This window comes from Polaribacter reichenbachii, assembly GCF_001975665.1.
Lineage (GTDB): Bacteria > Bacteroidota > Bacteroidia > Flavobacteriales > Flavobacteriaceae > Polaribacter > Polaribacter reichenbachii.
Genome location: NZ_CP019419.1, coordinates 1,337,609 through 1,358,827, shown reverse-complemented (window position 1 = coordinate 1,358,827; position 21,219 = coordinate 1,337,609). Strand labels below are relative to the sequence as shown.

Sequence of the window (21,219 nt, the reverse complement as noted above, 5' to 3'; positions counted from 1 at the left end):
TGAATTGGTTTGTAAAAAGAGATTGTTTTAATAGCAATCTCTTTTTTTATGGATCTATTTTAAAACCTTCAGTAATTTGTAAACGTTTGTAATCGAATAAGTTTATTGTATTTTTACTTTATGGAAACAAAAAAATGCTTAGAATGTCAAGAACCTTTAAAAGGGAGAATAGATAAAAAGTTTTGTTCTGATTATTGCAGAAATTCTTACAATAATAAAGTGAATAAAGACAGTAAAAATCTTATCAGAAATATTAATAATAGGCTTCGTAAAAACCATAAAATTTTATCAGAATTAAATGTTACTGGCAAAACTAAAGTTACAAGAACCAAATTATACAATAAAGGTTTCGATTTTAATTTCTTTACATCAATCTATAAAACAAAAACAGGTAACACCTATTTTTATATTTACGACCAAGGATATTTGGCACTAGAAAACGAACTGTTTTTGTTAATTAAAAAAGAATCTTAAACTTTTTTTATGGATTTTAACCAGATTTACACTTATTTAAGTGATCATAAAGATGTTGCTATACCAATTCTTTTTGCAGTTATTTTTATAACTGTTGCATTTGCAGCATATTATTTTAGTTCAAAACAAAAAGTAAAAAGGATACTCTCTAAGCTACCAGAAAAGAGAATATCTAGTTTAAAAACAAATGAATTTTCACGAATTACTGGCAAAGCATTACACGTAAAAGAACCATTAATTGCCCCTTTTAGTAAAAGAAAATGTGTTTTTTATGTCTTAAAAATAGAACAAGAAAAAGGCGGAAAAAATAAATCTTGGGAAACTTTAGCAAAAGACGAAAAAGTACAGGAGTTTTTTATTGAAAAGAATACTGATTTTGTAATTGTTAGGCCTACTCAAAATCCTAAAAACTATTTAAGCCATTTAGTTGTTGATAAAAACATAAACTCTGGCACTTTTAATAACCCAACAAAAGAATTCAATCAATTATTAAAAAAGTATAATATTGAAAGTACAGGGCTTTTTAATCTTAATAAAACTTTAAAATGTACAGAAGCAATTATAGAAATTGGTGAGCAAATTACTGTTGCAGGTATTGCAAAATTTAAAAGTTTAAAAGAACCTATAGAAGGTTACAATTATTCTAAAATTGCTGAATTAGAAAGTTCTAAAACCCAAAAATTAATTATAACAGACTTACCAAATATAAAATCTAAAAAGAGACTTTAATCTATTTCCAAGTATTTCCTTTTACTTTTATAGCAGCTTTTAAAACATCTTTCTGACTTAATTGCCCAATTAATTTACCATTATCTACAACCGGAAATCTTCTTCTGTGAGATGAAATAAACTTAAAAGCAGCATCAAAAATATTCATATCCTTATCTATAGTATCTACATCTGTAACCATATATTTACCCACAGTATTATTGGTATCAGAAGGCATATTATAATACTTACTTTCAGAAATATGCTTAATACAATCTGTTTCAGAAATAATACCAATTAACTCATTTTTATCATTAACTACGGGTCCTCCAGAAATTTTATATTTAATTAATTGGCTTATTACAGTATCTAAAGAATCTTCTGCTTTAAAAGTTACTAATTTTTTGGTCATATAATCAGACACTAAAATCTGAGATTCTTCATTTCCTTGACTTGTATCTCTTTTTCCTTGAAAGCTTTTAATACCCATAATAAGTTAGTTTTAAGTTGTTTTTAAATTTACAGAAATTTATGTTCTGTTTTAACATTTAGGCAAAGTTTTTTTTATTTACTACTTTTATAAAAATTGAACAACCAAATGAAAAAATTATCCTCAGTCTTATCTGTGCTCATAATTTTAGCTATTATTTATTGGAGTTTTTATGATTTAAAACCATCTTTAGATAAAGAAAAAATAAGTTTAGTAACCAAATTTTCTAAAGATAATGCCCTACATCATCTAAAAAATATTAGTCAAAATGCACATTTTGTAGGCACAGCAGAACATAAAAATGTTCAGATGTACATTGTAAGTGCACTACAAAAAATGGGGTTAGAAACCGAAATACAAACCCAAACTGCTATCAATAAAAAATGGATGGCAGCTACAACCACAGAAAACATCTTAGCTAGAATAAAAGGTACCGAAAACGGAAAAGCTTTAATGCTTTTAACACATTACGATTCTAGCCCACATTCTTCTTTAGGAGCAAGCGATGCTGGCTCTGGAGTTGTAACTATTTTAGAAGGTATTAGAGCTTTTTTAGCCAATAATAAATCGCACAAAAACGATATCATTATTCTAATTTCTGATGCTGAAGAACTAGGTTTATTAGGTGCACAAGCTTTTGTTGATTATCATAAATGGGCAAAAGATGTTGGTTTAGTCCTAAATTTTGAAGCTCGAGGAAGTGGTGGCCCAAGTTATATGTTAATGGAAACCAATGGAAAAAACAGTAAATTATTAACTGAGTTTTTAGCGGCTAAACCTAATTTTCCTGTGGCAAACTCTTTAATGTATAGCATTTACAAAAAGTTACCTAACGATACCGATTTAACTGTTTTTAGGCAAGATGCAAACATAAACGGATTCAATTTTGCTTTTATTGATGATCATTTCGATTATCACACAGCTCAAGATTCTTACGAAAGATTAGACAGAGAAACCCTCTTGCATCAAGCAGATTATTTAATGCAATCGCTTAATTATTTTGCCAATTCAGATTTAGAAAACTTAAATTCTAATGAAGATTTTGTCTATGTTAACTTTCCATTTATCAAAATGTTAATATATCCTTTTGCTTGGGTATTACCAATGTTAATTGTTGCTATTGTTATTTTTATTCTACTATTAATTTACGGTTTTTCATCAAAAAGATTAACTGTAAAAGGAAGTTTAAAAGGGTTTCTACCTTTTATAATTTCTGTTGTTTTATGTGGTGGAATTTCATTTTATGCTTGGCAATTAATCCAAATTATTCATCCTCAATACAAAGACATTTTACACGGATTTACCTACAATGGCTATACATACATTTTTGCTTTTGTGTTTCTTAATTTATCTATTCTGTTATTTGTTTACAGATTCTATAAAAAGCAAGAAAAAACAACAGACTTACTTATTGCTCCAATATTTGTGTGGCTTCTTATAAACCTTTTTATCAGCATTACTTTAAAAGGTGCTGGTTTTTTTATAATTCCGGTGTTTATTGCTCTATTAATTTTAGGTATATCTATTTTTATGTATTTAGATGAACGCTCTAAACGCATACTTTTTACCATTTTATCTATACCAACAATTTACATTTTTGCGCCTATGATACAGATGTTTCCTGTTGGTTTGGGTTTAAAAAATCTATTTATTAGTGGTATTTTAATTGCTTTAATCTTCGGATTAATAGTACTTAGTTTTTACAATAGAAAAGCAAAATGGATGCTAAGATTTAGTGGAATTCTTACTATTGTTTTCTTCGGATTAGCTTCTTACAACAGCACATTTTCTATTGATAATAAAAAACCAAACAGCATTGTTTACATTCAAAATTCAGATGATAAAACTGCATATTTTGGCACTTATAACAATACTCTAGATAGCTTTACAAAACAAATTTTTGATGAAACCTCCACAAATGGAAGCATTAAAAATGCCGAGACTAAAAGCAAATACAACACCCATTTTAAATATCATAAAAAAACAGATTATAGAAATATTTTACCTTCGGATATTAGTGTTGAAATGGATACTATAATTGGTAATAATCGATTTTTAGAACTAGAAATATCACCCAAAAGAAAAGTAAATAAGTTAGAGTTTATCACCAAAAATAAAATTACTTTAAAACAATTTAAAGTTAATGATGCTTTGGTATTAAAAGGTAAAAACTACACTAAAAAAAGCGGAACATTTTTAATTTATCACTTTGCAAATTCTGATAAAGATTTAACCATTTCATTTACTATTGATGCAAGCCAAAAATTAGATATTGTTTTAAATGAAATTTCTTATGATTTATTAACTAACCCTAATTTCTCTATAAACCCAAGATCAGAAGAAATGATGCCTATGCCTTTTGTTACAAATGATGCGATTATCATTAGTAAAAAATTAAAAATTTAGATTGAATTCTTATCCATAAAAAAAAAGCGTTTTGAAAATTCAAAACGCTTTTTTTTACTAAATAACTGAAAATAACTTATTCAATTTCAGAAACTCTAAGTGTATTTACCATACCTTTTGCTTCTGCTGGCATAGATGCCAAATTGATAATTAAATCGCCAGGTTTTACATAACCTTTTTCTTTTGCTATGTTATTAATATCTACAACAGTATCATCTGTAGTTAAGTTTTTATCGTAAAAATACGCTTTAACACCCCAAAGTAAGTTTAATTTACCAAGAATTCTTTTTTCTGTAGAAAACGCTAAAACGTGTGTTCTAGGTCTCCATGAAGAAATTTGAAATGCAGTATAACCACTATTTGTTAAAGTAGAAATAGCTGCTGCATCTGTATCATTAGCCATCATTGCTGCGTGATGACAAATCGATTTTGTAATAAATCTATTAGTTCTAATATGTGGTGCTTCTTGTGGCACTTTTATCATTCTAGAGTTTTCTGTAGCTCTAATAATTTCAGACATTTTTTGAATAACTCTTAAAGGATGTTTCCCTACAGAAGTTTCTCCAGAAAGCATTACTGCATCTGCACCATCCATAATAGAATTGGCAACATCGTTTACTTCTGCTCTTGTTGGTACAGAATTTTCGATCATTGTTTCCATCATTTGAGTGGCAATAATTACAGGTATTCTTGCTCTTTTTGCTCTTCTTACTAATTTCTTTTGAATTAGTGGTACATCTTGCATTGGTATTTCTACACCTAAATCTCCACGAGCTACCATTAAACCATCGCAATAAGGTATTAAAGCATCTAAGTTTTTAACGGCTTCTGGCTTTTCAATTTTTGCAATAACAGGAATTCTATATTCTGAGTGTTGCGAAATTAAATCGCGTAACATTCTTAAATCTTCTGGATTTCTAACAAAAGATAAAGCAATCCAATCTACTTCTAAACCAATTGCAAAAACAGCATCTTCCATATCTTTTTCTGTTAAAGCAGGCAAAGAAATGTCTGTATTTGGTAAGTTAACCCCTTTTTTAGATTTTAAAGGCCCACCAACTAATACTTTAACAACTACTTCGTTGTCTTTATTTGTAGAGATTACTTCGAAAAGTAATTTACCATCATCTACTAAAATTTGTTCTCCTGCTTTTACATCTTTTGGAAAACGTTGGTAAGTCATAAAAGCTTTTTCTTTAGTACCTATACATTCATCCGTAGTAAAAGTAAAAGTGTCTCCATCTTTTAATTCTACACCATCTTCCATAACACCAACTCTTAATTTTGGCCCTTGTAAATCTCCTAGAATGGCAATATTAAAATCATTTTCTTTATTAATTTCTCTAATTCTATTTACATTTTGTTTTACAACCTCATAATCAGCATGAGAAAAGTTAATTCTAAAAACGTTTACACCAGCTATAGCTAATTCTTTCATTTTTTCTTTAGTATCTATTGCGGGTCCTAAAGTTGCTACTATTTTGGTTTTATTATTGTATGCCATATTTTCTAAAATATTAAAAAGTCTTTTGATTTTAATTTGTTCTTATCTATTGCGTAAGAAGTAATTACTTGATCTATTGTTTTAATTTTGTTTATAATCTCTTCCACAAAATTGTATTGTAAACTACCAGAAACTTTAATGAAAAAATCTACTTTTTTCTTTTCTGGAATTAAATAGGTTTTTGTTTCTGATGTTAATAAAAGTTCGTTAGATTCTTTCTGATTTTCTCTTTTTGAGCTATTTGCTATTAAAAACCACTCAAAGTCATATTTTTTATTTGAAAAATTAAATATCGAAAAAGAGGTTTCTTTTTCATTTATTTCAAAATTTAACTCTTCTTTAGATTTATAAAAACGGGTTCCAAGCTTATTATTCAATAAATAGGCAAGCTTAAAATCTTCTAATGCTGTATGAATACCTATTAAAGAATATTCTTCTTCGCATAAATCTGAACCTAATGAATGAATTTGCATAAATAGAAACTGACGTTTTTATCTTCTTTTACAACGCTAATTTACTAATTGTTTATGAGTTTCAATGTTATTTTAACGAAAACGTTATCGTATTTAGCCTTCTGAAATCTGGCTCTGGAAAGCGTAATATACTCTTTTTGAGGCTTGTTCTTCTGCCTTTTTTTTAGATGTAGCTCTACCTTTTGCAATCTGTTCTCCATCTATACTAACTCTAACACTAAAGTGTTTTATAGGGTCGTTACCTGTATCTTCGTAAGTATCAAACTTATACTTTTTCTTTTGTTTTTGGCACCACTCTATAATTAATCCTTTATAACTTGTTATTTTACCTTCTAATCTTTCGATGTCTACATAAGGTAAAATTACATTTTCAAAAATAAATCTTTGAGAAAAGTTATATCCTTTATCTAAATAAATTGCACCCACCAAAGCTTCAAAAATATTTCCATGAATATTTTCGCCAACATTGGCTTCATCTACATTGCTGTTTATAAAACGGATTAAATCTAAATCTTTACCCAACTCATTTAAATGCTCTCTACTTACTATTTTAGAGCGCATTTGAGTTAAATAACCTTCTGAACCTGTTGGTACTTTTTTATAAAGATATGCTGCAATTACAGAACCTAAAATAGAATCACCCAAAAACTCTAATCGTTCGTAGTTTATTGGATTGCCTTTTTCATCTGATAATTGAACGGACCTATGTGTAAATGCTTTTTTATACTTATTTATACTTCTTGGAGAAAAATTTAACAATTCTTTTAATTCGTAGTACAAAGCCCTATCTTCTTTAGATTTAGGAGGCCTTCTAACTATTTTTCGAATTAAATTAATCTTCATTTTTATTCCACCAACTTCTTAAAAGCTACACAAGCATTATGACCACCAAAACCAAAAGTATTACTCATTGCTACTTTAATGTCTCTTTTCTGAGCTTTATTTAGCGTAAGATTTAATTCTGGATTAATATTCTCATCTACATTAGCATGATTTATTGTAGGAGGTATAACTCCGTTTTCCATAGCTAAAATAGAAGCTATAGATTCTATTGCACCTGCAGCACCTAGTAAGTGCCCAGTCATAGATTTTGTAGAATTTATATTGATGTTTTTGGCATGATCTCCAAAAACTTCTGAAATTGCTTTTAATTCTGCAACATCTCCTAAAGGAGTAGAAGTACCGTGTGTATTGATATGATCTACTTCTTCTGGATTTATGCCAGCATTTTCTAAACAGTTTTTCATTACTGCAATAACACCAATTCCTTCTGGATGAGGAGCTGTCATATGATAAGCATCTGAAGACATACCACCACCTATTACTTCTGCATAAATTTTGGCACCTCTTGCTTTTGCGTGTTCGTATTCTTCTAAAATAATAGCACCTGCACCTTCACCTAAAACAAAACCATCTCGTTCTGCATCGAAAGGTCTAGAAGCAGTTTTATAATCATCATTTCTTTCAGATAATGCTTTCATAGCATTAAAACCACCAACACCAGCTTGTGTAACAGCAGCTTCTGAACCACCAGTTACAATAATATCACAGTGTCCTAATCTAATGTAGTTTAAAGCATCTATCATTGCGTTTGCAGAAGATGCACATGCAGAAACCGTAGTATAATTTGGCCCCATAAATCCATTTTTAATAGAAATATGTCCTGGAGCAATATCTGCAATCATTTTTGGGATAAAGAAAGGATTAAATCTTGGTGTGCCATCTCCAGCTCCAAAATTCATTGCCTCATTTTGAAAAGTTTCTAAACCTCCAATTCCTGCTCCCCAAATTACGCCAACACGTAATTTGTTAATTTTATCTAAATCTAAATCAGCATCCAAAATAGCTTCATCTGACGCTACAACTGCATACTGCGTAAATTTATCCATTCTTCGAGCTTCTTTTCTATCAATAAAATCATTGACCTTGAAACCCTTTAATTCACATGCAAAACGAGTCTTGAACTTGGCAGCATCAAAGTGTGTGATAGGTGCTGCTCCACTAACTCCGTTAATTAAAGCGTTCCAATATTCTTCAATATTATTACCAATTGGCGTTAATGCGCCAAGTCCAGTTACTACAACTCGTTTTAATTGCATATAAATATTACTTTTTTGCTTCTTCTATATAGCTAACTGCTTGACCTACAGTACCAATGTTTTCTGCTTGATCGTCTGGAATTTGAATATCGAATTCTTTTTCGAATTCCATAATTAACTCAACAGTATCTAAAGAATCTGCTCCTAAATCATTTGTGAAGCTAGCTTCTGTTGTTACTTCGTTATCGTCTACTCCTAATTTGTCTACGATAATAGCTTTTACTCTTGATGCAATGTCTGACATAATTTTTTTGTTTTTTAAAATTTAAATCGGCGCAAAAATACAAATCTTTATATTTATAACTAATATTTGCCCGAAAAATGATTACTAAAAGTAAAGAAAAAAAATTAATCTCCCTTAAAAATAATCAATTTGTTAATATTTATTCTTTTTTTTGTAGCTTAGAAATGTAGTTATGAAGCGTATTGTTGTTTTTGCTTCTGGTTCTGGAACGAACGCAGAAAACATTATAAAGTTTTTTAATCATACTAAAACCGCTAAGGTTACTAAAGTGTTATGTAACAATGAGCGTGCCAAGGTTTTTGAAAGATGTAAAATATTAAATACTAATTCTTTACACTTTAAAAAGGAAGAATTCTTTTCTTCGGATTATATTCTTAATATTTTAAAAGAGGAAGCAGATTTTATTGTTTTGGCTGGTTTTTTATGGAAAATTCCTGAGAAAATTATCGATGCTTTTCCTGAGAAAATTATAAATATTCACCCAGCATTATTGCCAAATTATGGTGGAAAAGGGATGTATGGAATGAATGTTCATAAAGCTGTTGCCGCAAATAAAGAAACAGAAACTGGTATTACAATTCATTATGTAAATGCAAATTATGATGAAGGTGCTATCATTTTTCAGGCAAAAACAGCCTTAAATGATACAGATACTCCAGAAACTATTGCAGAAAAGATCCATATTTTAGAGCAAAAGTATTTTCCTAAAGTAATAGAAGAAGTTATTTTATCTACAAATGCCTAAAAAAAAGTTTTATGTAGTTTGGAAAGGAAGAAAAACTGGCGTTTTTACTTCTTGGAAAGTTTGTAAAGCACAAATTGATGGTTTTGATGGGGCCCAATACAAATCTTTTGCTGATTTAGACGAAGCCGAAAAAGCATCCGAAGGAAAATATGACGATTATAAAGGTAAAAACACTAAAAAACTGACTTTATCTTCTTCTGAAAAAGCCAAGTTTGGTTCGCCAATTTTAGAAAGTATTGCTGTGGATGCTGCTTGTGCTGGGAATCCTGGTAAAATGGAATATAGAGGTGTTTTTACACATAGTAAAAAAGAAATTTTTAGAAAAGGACCTTACCAAAAAGGAACAAATAATATTGGTGAGTTTTTAGCTTTAGTACACGGAATTGCACTTTTAAAAAGTAAAAATAAAGAAGATATTCCTATTTATTCTGATTCTAAAATTGCAATGAGTTGGGTTCGTCAAAAAAAATGCAAAACCAATCTTCATTTTGATGCTGCTAACAAAGATTTATTAGAACTGATAAAAAGAGCAGAAAATTGGCTTAAAAACAACTCTTTTAAAAACCCTATTTTAAAATGGGAAACCAAAGCTTGGGGAGAAATTCCTGCAGATTTTGGGAGGAAGTAAAAAGTACGCAGTTGGCAGTAGCAGTATTCAGTTCCTTTCTGACTGCAAACTGAGACTGAACACTAAGATAACCCTACAAATTATATCCAATACTTAACATTACAATTCTTGGTAAAATAAAAGTTTTGGTGTCTGATATTAAATAATCTGAAAAACTATTGCTTTGTTTAAACTTTGCATTTAATAGGTTTTGAGCCATGATCTTATAAGACCAAGCTGAGTTTTCGTTTTTATAAGAAAGTGTAGCATTTGCAATTTCGTAAGTGTTTTTTTGCCCTAATGTTTTGTTTTGATAATTGCTTTTTCTATAATCGAAATTAAAAATAAAATTTTCTAAAAAATTATAATCGATTGTTACAAAAGGCTCAGTAGTTATAAATTTTGATGTATTTGTACTCGCTGTAAAATTACCAATAGCTTGTTTAAAACCAATTTCTATGGTAGGGAAATCATCAAACAACGTTTCTATACCCAACTCATAATCGTAATTGTTATTTGTATTGTTTTGAATGTTATTGTTTACTTCTTGAATGTATTTTGAGTTGTTAAAACCAACATCGAACTTATATTTAAACTTATGAATACTTTTTTCTAAATGGATATTTCCTCGCCAATCTTCTGATGGAAACTCGAACATTTTTACGGTTAAAAATTGGTTAATATCATTAAAATCGACTGTGCTTCTAACTCCTCTTATTTGTTTGTTATAATTTAAAGAAGTAAATAACATTAAGCCTCTATACAAACTAAACCTGCTGTAGTAAATTCTTGCAGAATGATATAAGTTGTTTTCTATATTTTCATTTCCTCTAAAAACTGAATTATACGATTGTAAATAAAAACGATTGGCAAATTTACTGGCATCAGAAAAAGACGTTTTTAAATTGTAATTTATGGTGATTTGTTTTGATTTATTAAACTCAATTTTTGCTAAAAAATCGGGTAAAACAACCCATTTGTTTTTATCAATTGTAGGGCTTTGGTTGGTTTGCCAAGCATAATTATGGGCATAAACTCCTTGTTTTAAGGTAAAAATACCTGTTCTAAATTTGTAATGCACACCTAAAAATAAATCATTTAATTTAAAGTTGATGTCATTTCCAAATCCGCCATTGGCGAAATTATTTACAGAGTTATCATCTAAAATTTGAACATCTTCAGTAAAAAAATCTTCATTTAAAAACTTATTTCCTAAGGTTGTGTAAATGTGATTGCTATTATTTATTTCCCAGAAATGTTTAAAAACAGCGTCAATATTTTGTTCTTGGGTGTTTTTTAATTGATGAATTCTTAATAATGCTTGGCTATTATCAGCAGGAATTAAACCTTGTAAAATAGGATCTTGTGTGTCCCAAAAAGTAGTTTTATCACTTTTATCAAACACATAATTAAAAACAGAAGAAAACGTGTGTTTATCATTTTGCCTTTTATGCCATTCTATATTTTGGTTGATGTAAGTTGCTGTTAAATCTCTATCTGTATTTATAGTATTAGTATTGCCATCAATTAAAGAAATTAAACTATTGTTATTGGTATTATTGGTTCTTTTTACTTGACTTCTAGCATACCATTTTTCTTTAGAATTAGGGTTGTATTCTAAATTTAAATTACCAATACCTAAAAGGTTATCTGCATTTGTTGTGTTGGTTCTTTTTTCTGAAAACGTAGTGTATTCATTTAAATTTTCAATTAAACTTGCAGTTTCTGAATTAGAAAAAATGGCATAACCTGAAACATCTAATTTTTTTGTGGCTACTTTGGTTATGTTTAAAGCTCCAAATTTATGTTGACTACTCAACATATCATTACTTTGCATAAACTGAGAAAAGTCGCCACCTTTCCTACTAAAATTACCATTAAAAATGGCATTTACACCTCCAGAAAAACTTAGATAATCGCTGAAGGTGAATGTTTTTTCGCCAATGTTATTGATGTTACCAATAAAATTAACGTTGGTTTTGGGCGAATAATAAAACAAATTGGCACTTGCTTTGTAAAAATCTTTATTGCCTTTACCAGCTTCTATATCACCAAAAATAAAGCGTTTTTTATCTTCTTTTAGTTTGATGTTCATTGCCATTTCATCTGAATCTGACAAACCTTTTAAAAAGGAAACTTCGTTGTAATTATCAATAACCTCTACATTACCCACAGCATCAGCTGGAATATTTTCTACTGCTAACTTAGAATTACCACCAAAAAATTTTTTGCCATCTACTAACATTTTGGTTACTTTTTTACCTTGCACTGTAACTCCGCCATTTTTATCTACCTCAACTCCTGGTAGCTTTTTTAACACATTTTTTAATTTGCGCTCTGAACCGTCTATAAATTTACTGGTTTTGTAAGTAGTGGTATCTCCTCTTACAGTAACTGGCATTTCAATTATTACCTCATCTAATTGCTCTGAAGCTTGTTGTAAAATAAAATCTTTTTTAGTGTCTTTTAATGCAACAAACTCATAATCTAAAGGTTTGTAACCCAAATAAGAAATACTAATAGTTATCGTATCACCTTTTTGTAAAATGAGTTTATAATACCCTTCGTTATCGGTAATAGCAAATTGCAAATTTTTAGAAACGTCTTTAGGTTTTGAAATTACATTGGCATAAGGTAAAGGATTTTGTAAGCTGTCTTTTACAAAACCTGTTAACGTCACTTTTTGGGAATAACTAAAACACGAAATTGTAAGTACAAAAATAATTAGGAGTTTCTTTTTCATAAATGATAACTTATTGTTTTTCTATTTTTTTCCACATAGCAGCTCCTCTTTGTCTAGCTTCTTCAGCAGTAATTTTATCGCCTTTTGTTGGTTTATTAATGATAATTTTATCTTTTGGATTTAAAATTATTTCTGATGCACTAATTGTTCTTTTTGACATTTCTACCAAAATAACCAAGCCAGGCAAACCATTAAATTTTAGAGGTCCAAAACTGACAGGTATTTCTGGTGTAAACCAAACTACAGGTTTCATTTTTCTATTTGTAGAGGCAATATCTATGGCTTTATAACACAAGTAGTTTCCTATCTTTTTAGATTCTTGTGTTATTTCCCATTTTTTAGTGTCAATTTCTATGAGTAATAATTCACCAAAAGTGCTATTTTCTTTAAAATATTCTCCTGTTTTGGTGTTTTTGTAATACTTATCATTTCCACCAGCAGAAGTTCTGTTTACGTTATAGGTTGGTTTGCCATCATTTTGCATTTTATCTTCTACAAAATATAAAGATTCAGTATTGTTGAATTCTAAAAATGCTTTTACATCTGGAGTGTTTTCCAAAATATCTCTCATCCATTTGTCCATTTTTACATTTTTAGTTTTTAAGTTTTTAGCTATAGAATCTATTTTCTCTTTTGTGTAAGATTCCATTGAAACTACATACGTTACTTTTCCACTGATTTTTTGAGAAAATCCATTTAAAGAAATAACTAATAATAAAGTAAAAAAGTAATTTTTCATCTCGATGTTTTCTTTTAAGAACGAATTACATTTTGGTGGGTTTCATTATTTAAAACACTTAATTCTCATAAAATTGAGTAAATGCCTTTTTTAATTTCTTGTTGTAATCTTCTTGTGAAATTTTAGTGCCTTCTTTAACAATAATTTTTACTTCTTCTTTAGGATTTAAAATAATTTCTTTTACTTTAAAAACTACTGCAGTTTCTTCTAGTTCTAAAATTAAACCAGGTAAACCAAAATAGTGTTTAGGTCCAAAACTTGCAGGTATTTGAGGCATATACCAAGCAACTGGCTTTTTTTTCTTGTTTTTAGAACTTATATTAATTGCTTTGTAACAAATATAACCGCCAACTAATTTTGTTTCTTGTGTAAGATCCCATTTTAAAATTGGCTGTTCTATTAGGAAACATTTTTCTAATAATTTACATTCTTGAATTATACTAGATTTCGTAATTAATTCTGTAAAAAACTTTTTCTCTCTTCCTGCTCTAGAATAAATAATATCCAACTTATTATTTTGCTCTCTTATTTTCATTCTTTTAGTAATAGATGAAGAAGCATAAGTAGAAGAATAGGTAAGTACAACTTCACAACTTCTAGCATTAGAAATAAGTTCTCTCATTGTAGTGAGCCTTTTATTTTGTTTCTTTTCTTCTTTTTCAATGTCTTGTAATGTAAAATTTAAGCTAACGTCGTATTTTATAATCCCAGAGCCGTTTTGACTAAAACTGAATTTAAAAAGAAGTAGAAATAAAATTATTATTATTGATTTTCCCATCGTTTTGTAAATTATCTTATTCTATAAAGTGACTCTTTATTTGTAAAAGTTAAATTCGCATTTACATCATCAGTATTTTTGAACATTTCTTTTATAAAACTATTTGCTTTTTTGTTTTTAGTTGTAGTTTTAATAACAGAATCTAATTTCTTTTCACTAAAAGCTTCCATAGAAACAGTATAGGTTACTTTGCCTGTAATATTTTGAGTATAGGAGTTTATTGAAAAGGTTAATAGGAAGATAAAGAAGTTTTTTTTTATATAATTATTTTCTTTTAAAAACGAATTAAACTTTGGTGGGTTTCATTTTTTAAAATTCTTAATTTTCATAGAATTGAGTATATGCCTTTTTTAATTTCTTGTTGTATTCTTCTTGTGAAATTTTAGTGCCTTCTTTAACAATAACTTTTACTTTTTCTTTAGGATTTAAAATAATTTCTTTTACTTTAAAAACTACTGCAGTTTCTTCTAGTTCTAAAATTAAACCAGGTAAACCAAAATAATGTTTAGGTCCAAAACTTGCAGGTATTTTTGGTGAATACCAAGCAATTGGTTTTTTTTTCTTGTTTTTAGAACTTGTATTGATTGCTTTGTAACATAAATAGCCACCAATTAATTTTGTTTCTTGAGTGAGTTCCCATTTTAAAACTGGCTGTTCTATTAAGAAACATTCTTCTAATAATTCGCACTCTTTCATTGTATTTTTATTTACAATTAAGTCTGTAATATATTGTTTGCTTCCACCAGCTATAGAGTATGTCATATTTAATGGCTTTCTATCATTAATTTCAAGTTTTTTAATCACTTCATAATGTGATTGGTTTGAAGTAAATTTTAAAAGCACATTTGTATCTGTAGAGTTTTGTAATACTTTTCGCATAGTATTTGTAGCTTTATTATTATTTAACTCCATTTGTTTCAAATTTTCTTTTGTAAATGTTAATTTTACTTCGTAAGTAACTTTGCCAGAAAAGGTTTGACATTTAATAGAGAAGGTAAATAAAATAAAAATTAAAGATAATAGGAAATTTTTCATTAGTGTTGTATGTTATTAAACCTTACCAAATAAATTTGGCAAGGTTATATATATTTATAATTTATCCTATACAATCGTTGTAACAAGCTGTATAATTTGCTATATATTGATCTATATGTTCGTTAGGATCTACACCTAAAACTTCAGCTGCTTCAAGAAATTCAGCTCTTGTTGATCTTGTGCAATCACTTGCACAACCAAACTCTTCCACTACTTCAATAGCTTCTTTTGTTGTTGGTAAAATTTCATCATTAGTAGATATTGCATTCATAAAACTTGTTCCTGTTACTAATACAAATACTAAACTTAATATTAATTTTTTCATTTTTCTAAAATTTAAAACCTATTTTAAAAGGTTAATTCACTAATTATTATTTGAGTTTTTAGTTGAGTAAACCAAATTAAAATTCTCTAAAAAATTGGTAGAAAAAGCATTACTTTTGCAACACTTCCTCTGTTTGTTATTGTTTATTTACATAAGCATTTGTTTTAAGTGATACATTTATTTGCAAGATTTTTATATTTCTTATTTCCGCAAGCGGAGGTTTTTTTAGTTTCTTTTACGACGACTGTAATACATTTCTTTTACAATAGCATTATATTCTTTTAATGTTACTTTTTCTCCTTGGCTTGGCTGGTTTATAATCTTTTCCTTTTTTGGGTTTAATGATATTTTAGAAGCTTTTAACAGCAAAATATCTTCTTGTAGTTCTAAAATTAAACCAGGTAAACCATTGTAGTCTTTTGGCCCAAAATTAAAAGGGATTTCATTTGTGTACCAAGCAATTACTTTTCTTTCCATTTTTCCATTTCTTCCCTCAACAAATTTGCTAGTAGTTGCTTTATAACAGGTATACTTGCCAATTTGTTTTTTTTCTTGAGTTAGTTTCCATTTATAAGTTGTTATGGCTATCAAAAATTCTTGACCATTAAATTCTTTTTGATGTAAGATTCGATTTTGAGATGTATTGGTATAAAAAACACCTTTTCCCATTTTTGATACTGTTAAATTAAATCCTCTTCTCTCAATTTCCATTGGCTTTAGTTGCTCAAAAAAAGATTCATTTTTATTAAAAACTAACTGATACCATACAGCTGGCTGTTTCTTTAAAACAGTTCTTAAGTACGTCTTTTGTGTTTCAGAAATTGAGTCATTGTTTATTTTTTTTTCGTAGTCTATAGGTATTGTTTCTGCTGAATAAATTATTTCTCCACTTTGAGAAAAAATACTACAGCAAATAAAAATCTGAAAATAAAAAACTAATCGTTTCATTATTGTATTTCTTATTTCCGCAAGCGGAGGTTTTTTAGATTCCTGTTTACGCAGGAATGACAGTAAAAAGAAATTGTTAAATGGTTATTGAAACAAATTAAGTAAAAACGCTATAACTAACATTTTTGTAAAGTTTTTCTTTTTCATAGCAACTTCTTATGCTCAAATTTGAGAAAGTTTTTTTATAAAAAAAAATAATTCAATGGCTGTTTTGGCATCCCCATTTATGGGGAGAAAGCCAACTCCCCATAAATGGGGATGCCAAAATGGAAAGTAAAAAAGTAAATTTTTTAGCTTATTTTTATATTTCAAAAATTGAAATGAGAGAAAAAGAGAGAGAAAAAGAAAGGCTAAAAAAGAAGTCTAAAGTTATTTTAAAACGAGTTGTTAAAAGACGAAAAGAATTAGGCTTAAGTCAATGGGATCTAGGAGAATTGCTAAATTTATCACCTAGTGGATATTTTAAAGTTGAAACTGGTAAAACAAAATTAGATACTATCCGTTTACTTGAAATCTTAGAAAAGTTAGAAATTTCTGCTGAAGATTTTTTTAAAGATTTTAAATAAAAAGAAACCCAAAACTAAATTTTAGTTTTGGGTTTCTTTTTATTTATGTTCTCTATACAATTTTGCAAAAAAGCAAAATTACTCGAACAGACAGTAACTTTAAAAAATAATTAAATCGACGCTTTCATTAATTCTCTGTTCATACGTGCAATGTTGTCTAAAGAAATTCCTTTAGGGCATTCTACCTCACAAGCACCAGTGTTTGTACAGTTTCCAAAACCTTCTAAATCCATTTGAGCTACCATATTTTTTACACGATCTGCAGCTTCTACTTGTCCTTGTGGTAATAATGCATATTGAGATACTTTTGCACCCACAAATAACATTGCAGAAGAGTTTTTACAAGTTGCTACACAAGCACCACAACCAATACAAGTTGCTGCATCCATAGCTTCGTCTGCGGCGTGTTTAGAAATAGGAATTGAGTTGGCATCTTGTGTATTACCAGAAGTATTTACAGAGATATAACCACCTGCATGCTGAATTCTATCGAAAGAAGTTCTGTCTACTACTAAATCTTTAATTACAGGAAATGCTGCTGCTCTAAATGGCTCTATTGTAATTGTATCACCATCATTAAACATACGCATGTGTAATTGACATGTTGTAATACCTCTATCTGGTCCATGAGCTTCTCCATTAATATACATAGAACACATACCACAAATACCTTCTCTACAATCATGATCGAAAGCAACTGGCTCTTCTCCTTTAGCAACTAAACCTTCATTTAAAACATCTATCATTTCTAAAAAAGACATATGTTCTGAAATATCAGTCACTTTATAATCTACCATTTGACCCTTTGAACTTGAGTCTTTTTGTCTCCAAATTTTAAGTGTTAAATTCATCTTGTCTTTTATTTATATGAACGTTGTTTCAATTCAATATCGTTAAACTCTAATTCTTCTTTATGCAAAACAGCTTCTTTTGGCTCTCCTTTATACTCCCAAGCAGAAACAAAAGCAAAGTTTTCGTCATCTCTTTTTGCTTCTCCTTTTTGTGGACCAGATTCTTCTGCAGACTCTTCTCTAAAGTGTCCTCCACAAGATTCTTCTCTTACCAAAGCATCTTTTGCAAACAACTCTCCTAACTCTAAGAAATCTGCAACTCTACCTGCTTTTGCCAATTCTTCATTATATTCTTCACTTCCACCAGGAACAGAAACATTTTTCCAGAAGTCTTTTCTTAATTGAGAAATTTCTTCTATGGCTTCTTTTAATCCTTTTTCGTTTCTAGACATTCCACATTTATCCCACATAATTTTTCCTAATTTTTTGTGGTAATAATCTACAGAATTTGTTCCTTCGTTATTTACAAAGAATTCTATTCTTTCTTTTACTTCTTTTTCTGCAGCTTCAAACTCTGGAGTTTCTGTTGATATTTTTCCTGTTCTAATATCATCGGCTAAATAATCTCCAATAGTATAAGGCAGTACAAAATAACCATCTGCTAAACCTTGCATTAATGCAGATGCTCCTAATCTATTTGCACCATGATCTGAGAAGTTAGCCTCACCAATACAATAGCATCCAGGAATAGTTGTCATTAGGTTATAATCAACCCAAACACCACCCATTGTATAGTGTACTGCTGGATAAATCATCATTGGAGTTTCGTATGGGTTTTGATCTACGATTTTTTCGTACATCTGGAATAAGTTACCATATTTAGCTTCTACAATTGCTTGCCCTAATTCGTAAATTTTTGCAGCAGATGCATTTTCTATATTATGTATTTTAGCTTGCTCTTTTCCATAACGATCTATGGCAGCAGCAAAATCTAAATAAACAGCTTCTCCTGTTGCATTAACTCCATAACCAGCATCACATCTTTCTTTTGCAGCTCTAGAAGCAACATCTCTTGGTACTAAGTTACCAAAAGCTGGATAACGTCTTTCTAAATAATAATCTCTTTCGTCTTCAGATAAATCTGTAGGTTTTTTCTTTCCTTCTCTTATGGCTAAAACATCTTCCATATTTTTAGGAACCCAAATACGACCATCGTTACGTAAAGATTCTGACATCAACGTTAATTTTGATTGATAATCTCCTGAACGTGGAATACATGTTGGATGAATTTGCGTATAACAAGGATTTGCAAAATATGCTCCTTTTTTGTGGATTTTCCATCCAGCAGTAACATTAGAACCCATTGCATTGGTAGATAAGAAATATACGTTACCATAACCACCAGAAGCAATAACCACTGCGTGTGCTGAATGGCGCTCAATTTCTCCTGTAATTAAGTTACGAGTTATAATTCCTCTTGCTTTACCATCAACCAAAACAACATCTAACATTTCATGTCTGTTAAACATTTCTATTTTACCACGTGCAATTTGTCTGTTCATTGCAGAATATGCACCTAATAATAATTGCTGACCTGTTTGCCCTTTTGCATAAAAAGTTCTAGAAACTAAAACTCCACCAAAAGAACGGTTGTCTAATAAACCACCATAATCACGTGCAAAAGGTACACCTTGTGCCACACATTGATCTATAATATTTGCAGAAACTTCTGCTAAACGATATACGTTTGCTTCACGAGATCTGTAATCTCCTCCTTTTACAGTATCATAAAATAATCTGTAAGTAGAATCACCATCTCCTTGATAGTTTTTTGCTGCATTAATACCTCCTTGGGCTGCAATTGAATGCGCTCTTCTTGGAGAATCTTGATAAGCAAATGCTTTTACGTTGTAGCCTAACTCTGCTAAAGTTGCAGCAGCAGAACCACCTGCTAAACCTGTACCTACAACTATAATGTCTATATGACGTTTGTTGGCTGGGTTTACTAAATTAATTTTGTTTTTATAATCTGTCCATTTATCTTTAATTGGACCTTGAGGTACTCTTGAATCTAAAGCCATTGTTATTTAAGATTAATGGTTATTAAATAAATGATGATATAAAGCGATAATTATAAATCCTAAAGGAATAATAATTGAATACGCTTTACCAAAGTTTTGTAATGCTTTTTTACGTCCTGCTGTTGCTCCCATAGATTGGAAAGCAGAAGTAAAACCGTGCGCTAAATGTAAGCCTAAGAAAACAAAAGCAATTACATAAGCCGCAACTCTTAGTGGATTATGGAATTTTTCTACCAATTCATGGTAATATCTAAAACTACCATCATGTAAACCAGACATATCTCCCACAACATATTTTGTGTTTAATTCTGGAATCCAAAAATCGATGAAGTGTAAAATGATAAAAGCAAGAATTGCAATTCCGCTGTAAATCATATTTCTACTCATCCAAGTAGAATTTGCTGCTCCGTTGTTTTTAGCATAAGCAACACCCTGTGCTTTTCTATTTTTAAGTTCTAAAATAAAACCCATTACAAAATGAAAAACAACACCCAATATTAAAACAGGCTGTAATGCAAATTGCACTAAAGGATTTGTTCCCATAAAATGGGAAGCAGTATTAAATGCATCTTCACTAAAGAGTGATAATAAATTTACTGATAAATGCATTATTAAGAAAAACATGAGGAAGAAAGCAGAAAGCGCCATTGCTACTTTCCTTCCAATTGAAGATTTGAAAAATCCGCTCATTGTGTAGTTAGTTAAAAATTGTGCCTACAAAAATACGTCTTAAACAAATGGATAGCAAAGAAATTAAAACGTTTTCATATGTATTTAGAATAATTTTAAATAACTTGTTTAAACGTTTAACAAAAAAGATTAATTATGTTTTTAATTTTTACTGTTTGATAATACCAAACATTTATTATTCTTCCATTTTCCTTTTAAATCTTCTGTAGAAATAACATCACCTTTACAACTTAAAAAATTACCTTTTTTATCTTTTTTGATGATTTTCATTTTACCCGCTAAAATTGCGTTAACCACTCTAAAAATTAATCCATTTTTAGAGGTTTCACTTCCTTTTACAATCAATTTTAGACCTTGTTCATTATTCCATAAGTCCATTTCTGAAGATATTTTATCTGGTACAAAACCATCTTCCAGTTTATTCTTTTTAAAAGTTAGGTAGTTTTCTTTTTCATGCGCTTTTCCTAAGGCTTTAGCTGCAGATTTACCAATTTCTTGGTGCAATCTTGCCATCCAAAATGCGTGCCTAAAAGCATCTACTTGTCCACCAGAAGCATCACCATCTAATAAATCTGTTTTAGCAATAGAATCTGAAATTCTTATGGTTTCTTCTGAAATTAATAAGGCTTTTTTTGCTTTAAAAGGATGTAATGCAACCCAACTCTTTAAAGGTTTAGAAAGCTTTAAAAACCTATTAAAATTAGATTGTGCATTTATTGAAATAGCTAAAAACAGACAAAAAGAAATTAGAGAAGTCTTCATAATTCAAATAT

General features: G+C 29.5%; 23 protein-coding genes. 6 read left to right on the top strand and 17 right to left on the bottom strand.

Translation table 11 applies throughout. The features are described 5' to 3' along the window. Positions 1 to 120 precede the first annotated feature (120 nt). Both BW723_RS05725 and BW723_RS05720 read left to right on the top strand, forming a co-directional pair. The gene (locus BW723_RS05725; protein ID WP_068360974.1) at positions 121 to 474 is read left to right on the top strand and encodes a hypothetical protein; all 354 of its coding nucleotides are present in this window, start codon (positions 121 to 123) and stop codon (positions 472 to 474) included. 9 nt (positions 475 to 483) lie between these two features. Next, entirely contained in the window at positions 484 to 1,203 is a 720-nt protein-coding gene (locus BW723_RS05720) for a GIDE domain-containing protein (protein ID WP_068360976.1), read from the top strand. 1 nt (position 1,204) lies between these two features. Here the strand turns inward: BW723_RS05720 and BW723_RS05715 are convergent, their stop codons facing one another. Then, positions 1,205 to 1,672 carry a CBS domain-containing protein gene (locus BW723_RS05715; protein ID WP_068360978.1) on the bottom strand — a complete coding sequence of 156 codons (468 nt, stop codon included), beginning with the start codon at positions 1,670 to 1,672 and terminating at the stop codon, positions 1,205 to 1,207. Between the two features lie 108 nt (positions 1,673 to 1,780). On the opposite strand from BW723_RS05715, the gene BW723_RS05710 reads away from it, so the two are divergent. Beyond that, positions 1,781 to 4,078 carry a M28 family peptidase gene (locus tag BW723_RS05710; RefSeq protein ID WP_068360980.1) on the top strand — a complete coding sequence of 766 codons (2,298 nt, stop codon included), beginning with the start codon at positions 1,781 to 1,783 and terminating at the stop codon, positions 4,076 to 4,078. Between the two features lie 76 nt (positions 4,079 to 4,154). On the opposite strand, the gene pyk is transcribed toward BW723_RS05710, so the two are convergent. From pyk to BW723_RS05685, 5 genes are all read right to left on the bottom strand, one after another. Then, positions 4,155 to 5,582 carry a pyruvate kinase gene (pyk, locus tag BW723_RS05705; protein ID WP_068360984.1) on the bottom strand — a complete coding sequence of 476 codons (1,428 nt, stop codon included), beginning with the start codon at positions 5,580 to 5,582 and terminating at the stop codon, positions 4,155 to 4,157. A 5-nt stretch (positions 5,583 to 5,587) separates the two neighbouring features. Then, positions 5,588 to 6,055 carry an IPExxxVDY family protein gene (locus BW723_RS05700; RefSeq protein ID WP_068360988.1) on the bottom strand — a complete coding sequence of 156 codons (468 nt, stop codon included), beginning with the start codon at positions 6,053 to 6,055 and terminating at the stop codon, positions 5,588 to 5,590. Between the two features lie 93 nt (positions 6,056 to 6,148). Then, positions 6,149 to 6,892 (bottom strand): ribonuclease III, encoded by a 744-nt coding sequence (gene rnc / locus BW723_RS05695; protein ID WP_068361052.1) that lies wholly within the window; start codon positions 6,890 to 6,892, stop codon positions 6,149 to 6,151. Positions 6,893 to 6,900: 8 nt separating this feature from the next. After that, on the bottom strand, positions 6,901 to 8,154 hold the full coding sequence (gene fabF, locus BW723_RS05690; RefSeq protein ID WP_068360991.1) for a beta-ketoacyl-ACP synthase II: 1,254 nt from the start codon (positions 8,152 to 8,154) through the stop codon (positions 6,901 to 6,903). Between the two features lie 7 nt (positions 8,155 to 8,161). Next, positions 8,162 to 8,398: an acyl carrier protein gene (locus BW723_RS05685; protein WP_004569249.1), complete on the bottom strand. Its 237-nt coding sequence runs from the start codon at positions 8,396 to 8,398 to the stop codon at positions 8,162 to 8,164. Between the two features lie 172 nt (positions 8,399 to 8,570). Between BW723_RS05685 and purN the strand changes: the two genes are divergently transcribed. Beyond that, entirely contained in the window at positions 8,571 to 9,143 is a 573-nt protein-coding gene (gene purN, locus BW723_RS05680) for a phosphoribosylglycinamide formyltransferase (protein ID WP_068360997.1), read from the top strand. Beyond that, positions 9,136 to 9,771 (top strand): ribonuclease H1 domain-containing protein, encoded by a 636-nt coding sequence (locus tag BW723_RS05675; protein WP_068361002.1) that lies wholly within the window; start codon positions 9,136 to 9,138, stop codon positions 9,769 to 9,771. The genes purN and BW723_RS05675 overlap by 8 nt, the downstream gene beginning before the upstream one ends. Before the next feature lie 73 nt (positions 9,772 to 9,844). Here the strand turns inward: BW723_RS05675 and BW723_RS05670 are convergent, their stop codons facing one another. The 7 genes from BW723_RS05670 to BW723_RS05645 all read right to left on the bottom strand — a co-directional run bounded on the left by BW723_RS05670 (position 9,845) and on the right by BW723_RS05645 (position 16,318). Next, on the bottom strand, positions 9,845 to 12,493 hold the full coding sequence (locus BW723_RS05670; RefSeq protein ID WP_068361005.1) for a carboxypeptidase-like regulatory domain-containing protein: 2,649 nt from the start codon (positions 12,491 to 12,493) through the stop codon (positions 9,845 to 9,847). A 10-nt stretch (positions 12,494 to 12,503) separates the two neighbouring features. Continuing rightward, positions 12,504 to 13,232: a GLPGLI family protein gene (locus BW723_RS05665; protein ID WP_068361008.1), complete on the bottom strand. Its 729-nt coding sequence runs from the start codon at positions 13,230 to 13,232 to the stop codon at positions 12,504 to 12,506. 58 nt (positions 13,233 to 13,290) lie between these two features. Continuing rightward, a complete protein-coding gene (locus tag BW723_RS05660) occupies positions 13,291 to 14,010 on the bottom strand; it encodes a GLPGLI family protein (RefSeq protein WP_068361014.1) in 720 nt (239 codons plus the stop codon). Positions 14,011 to 14,021: 11 nt separating this feature from the next. Continuing rightward, complete coding sequence (locus tag BW723_RS17680) at positions 14,022 to 14,180, bottom strand: hypothetical protein (protein WP_157578331.1); 159 nt, start codon at positions 14,178 to 14,180, stop codon at positions 14,022 to 14,024. 148 nt (positions 14,181 to 14,328) lie between these two features. Next, the gene (locus BW723_RS05655) at positions 14,329 to 15,045 is read right to left on the bottom strand and encodes a GLPGLI family protein (RefSeq protein WP_068361017.1); all 717 of its coding nucleotides are present in this window, start codon (positions 15,043 to 15,045) and stop codon (positions 14,329 to 14,331) included. 61 nt (positions 15,046 to 15,106) lie between these two features. Further along, the gene (locus BW723_RS05650; RefSeq protein ID WP_068361020.1) at positions 15,107 to 15,370 is read right to left on the bottom strand and encodes a hypothetical protein; all 264 of its coding nucleotides are present in this window, start codon (positions 15,368 to 15,370) and stop codon (positions 15,107 to 15,109) included. A 225-nt stretch (positions 15,371 to 15,595) separates the two neighbouring features. After that, entirely contained in the window at positions 15,596 to 16,318 is a 723-nt protein-coding gene (locus BW723_RS05645; RefSeq protein ID WP_068361026.1) for a GLPGLI family protein, read from the bottom strand. Between the two features lie 266 nt (positions 16,319 to 16,584). On the opposite strand from BW723_RS05645, the gene BW723_RS05640 reads away from it, so the two are divergent. Further along, the gene (locus tag BW723_RS05640; protein ID WP_227431568.1) at positions 16,585 to 16,884 is read left to right on the top strand and encodes a helix-turn-helix domain-containing protein; all 300 of its coding nucleotides are present in this window, start codon (positions 16,585 to 16,587) and stop codon (positions 16,882 to 16,884) included. A gap of 110 nt (positions 16,885 to 16,994) precedes the next feature. Here BW723_RS05640 and BW723_RS05635 read toward each other — a convergent pair whose 3' ends face one another. The 4 genes from BW723_RS05635 to BW723_RS05620 form a co-directional block, all read right to left on the bottom strand. Next, positions 16,995 to 17,735, bottom strand: coding sequence for a succinate dehydrogenase/fumarate reductase iron-sulfur subunit (locus BW723_RS05635; RefSeq protein WP_068361059.1), 741 nt, complete (start codon positions 17,733 to 17,735; stop codon positions 16,995 to 16,997). A gap of 8 nt (positions 17,736 to 17,743) precedes the next feature. Further along, positions 17,744 to 19,756 (bottom strand): fumarate reductase/succinate dehydrogenase flavoprotein subunit, encoded by a 2,013-nt coding sequence (locus BW723_RS05630; protein WP_068361064.1) that lies wholly within the window; start codon positions 19,754 to 19,756, stop codon positions 17,744 to 17,746. A 12-nt stretch (positions 19,757 to 19,768) separates the two neighbouring features. Then, complete coding sequence (locus tag BW723_RS05625) at positions 19,769 to 20,446, bottom strand: succinate dehydrogenase cytochrome b subunit (protein WP_068361067.1); 678 nt, start codon at positions 20,444 to 20,446, stop codon at positions 19,769 to 19,771. 141 nt (positions 20,447 to 20,587) lie between these two features. Beyond that, positions 20,588 to 21,208 carry a DUF6973 domain-containing protein gene (locus tag BW723_RS05620; RefSeq protein ID WP_068361070.1) on the bottom strand — a complete coding sequence of 207 codons (621 nt, stop codon included), beginning with the start codon at positions 21,206 to 21,208 and terminating at the stop codon, positions 20,588 to 20,590. Positions 21,209 to 21,219 lie beyond the last annotated feature (11 nt).

What these genes read in the sequence shown, in the direction of transcription:
- BW723_RS05660 (WP_068361014.1), bottom strand. Translation starts at nt 14,010, where the DNA reads ATGGGAAAATCAATAATAATAATTTTATTTCTACTTCTTTTTAAATTC.
- BW723_RS05620 (WP_068361070.1), bottom strand. Translation starts at nt 21,208, where the DNA reads ATGAAGACTTCTCTAATTTCTTTTTGTCTGTTTTTAGCTATTTCAATA.
- BW723_RS05665 (WP_068361008.1), bottom strand. Translation starts at nt 13,232, where the DNA reads ATGAAAAATTACTTTTTTACTTTATTATTAGTTATTTCTTTAAATGGA.
- BW723_RS05710 (WP_068360980.1), top strand. Translation starts at nt 1,781, where the DNA reads ATGAAAAAATTATCCTCAGTCTTATCTGTGCTCATAATTTTAGCTATT.
- BW723_RS17680 (WP_157578331.1), bottom strand. Translation starts at nt 14,180, where the DNA reads ATGGAAGCTTTTAGTGAAAAGAAATTAGATTCTGTTATTAAAACTACA.
- BW723_RS05685 (WP_004569249.1), bottom strand. Translation starts at nt 8,398, where the DNA reads ATGTCAGACATTGCATCAAGAGTAAAAGCTATTATCGTAGACAAATTA.
- BW723_RS05675 (WP_068361002.1), top strand. Translation starts at nt 9,136, where the DNA reads ATGCCTAAAAAAAAGTTTTATGTAGTTTGGAAAGGAAGAAAAACTGGC.
- BW723_RS05640 (WP_227431568.1), top strand. Translation starts at nt 16,585, where the DNA reads ATGGAAAGTAAAAAAGTAAATTTTTTAGCTTATTTTTATATTTCAAAA.
- BW723_RS05645 (WP_068361026.1), bottom strand. Translation starts at nt 16,318, where the DNA reads ATGAAACGATTAGTTTTTTATTTTCAGATTTTTATTTGCTGTAGTATT.
- BW723_RS05630 (WP_068361064.1), bottom strand. Translation starts at nt 19,756, where the DNA reads ATGGCTTTAGATTCAAGAGTACCTCAAGGTCCAATTAAAGATAAATGG.
- pyk (WP_068360984.1), bottom strand. Translation starts at nt 5,582, where the DNA reads ATGGCATACAATAATAAAACCAAAATAGTAGCAACTTTAGGACCCGCA.
- BW723_RS05670 (WP_068361005.1), bottom strand. Translation starts at nt 12,493, where the DNA reads ATGAAAAAGAAACTCCTAATTATTTTTGTACTTACAATTTCGTGTTTT.
- BW723_RS05635 (WP_068361059.1), bottom strand. Translation starts at nt 17,735, where the DNA reads ATGAATTTAACACTTAAAATTTGGAGACAAAAAGACTCAAGTTCAAAG.
- BW723_RS05725 (WP_068360974.1), top strand. Translation starts at nt 121, where the DNA reads ATGGAAACAAAAAAATGCTTAGAATGTCAAGAACCTTTAAAAGGGAGA.
- purN (WP_068360997.1), top strand. Translation starts at nt 8,571, where the DNA reads ATGAAGCGTATTGTTGTTTTTGCTTCTGGTTCTGGAACGAACGCAGAA.
- BW723_RS05625 (WP_068361067.1), bottom strand. Translation starts at nt 20,446, where the DNA reads ATGAGCGGATTTTTCAAATCTTCAATTGGAAGGAAAGTAGCAATGGCG.
- BW723_RS05655 (WP_068361017.1), bottom strand. Translation starts at nt 15,045, where the DNA reads ATGAAAAATTTCCTATTATCTTTAATTTTTATTTTATTTACCTTCTCT.
- BW723_RS05650 (WP_068361020.1), bottom strand. Translation starts at nt 15,370, where the DNA reads ATGAAAAAATTAATATTAAGTTTAGTATTTGTATTAGTAACAGGAACA.
- BW723_RS05720 (WP_068360976.1), top strand. Translation starts at nt 484, where the DNA reads ATGGATTTTAACCAGATTTACACTTATTTAAGTGATCATAAAGATGTT.
- BW723_RS05715 (WP_068360978.1), bottom strand. Translation starts at nt 1,672, where the DNA reads ATGGGTATTAAAAGCTTTCAAGGAAAAAGAGATACAAGTCAAGGAAAT.
- fabF (WP_068360991.1), bottom strand. Translation starts at nt 8,154, where the DNA reads ATGCAATTAAAACGAGTTGTAGTAACTGGACTTGGCGCATTAACGCCA.
- BW723_RS05700 (WP_068360988.1), bottom strand. Translation starts at nt 6,055, where the DNA reads ATGCAAATTCATTCATTAGGTTCAGATTTATGCGAAGAAGAATATTCT.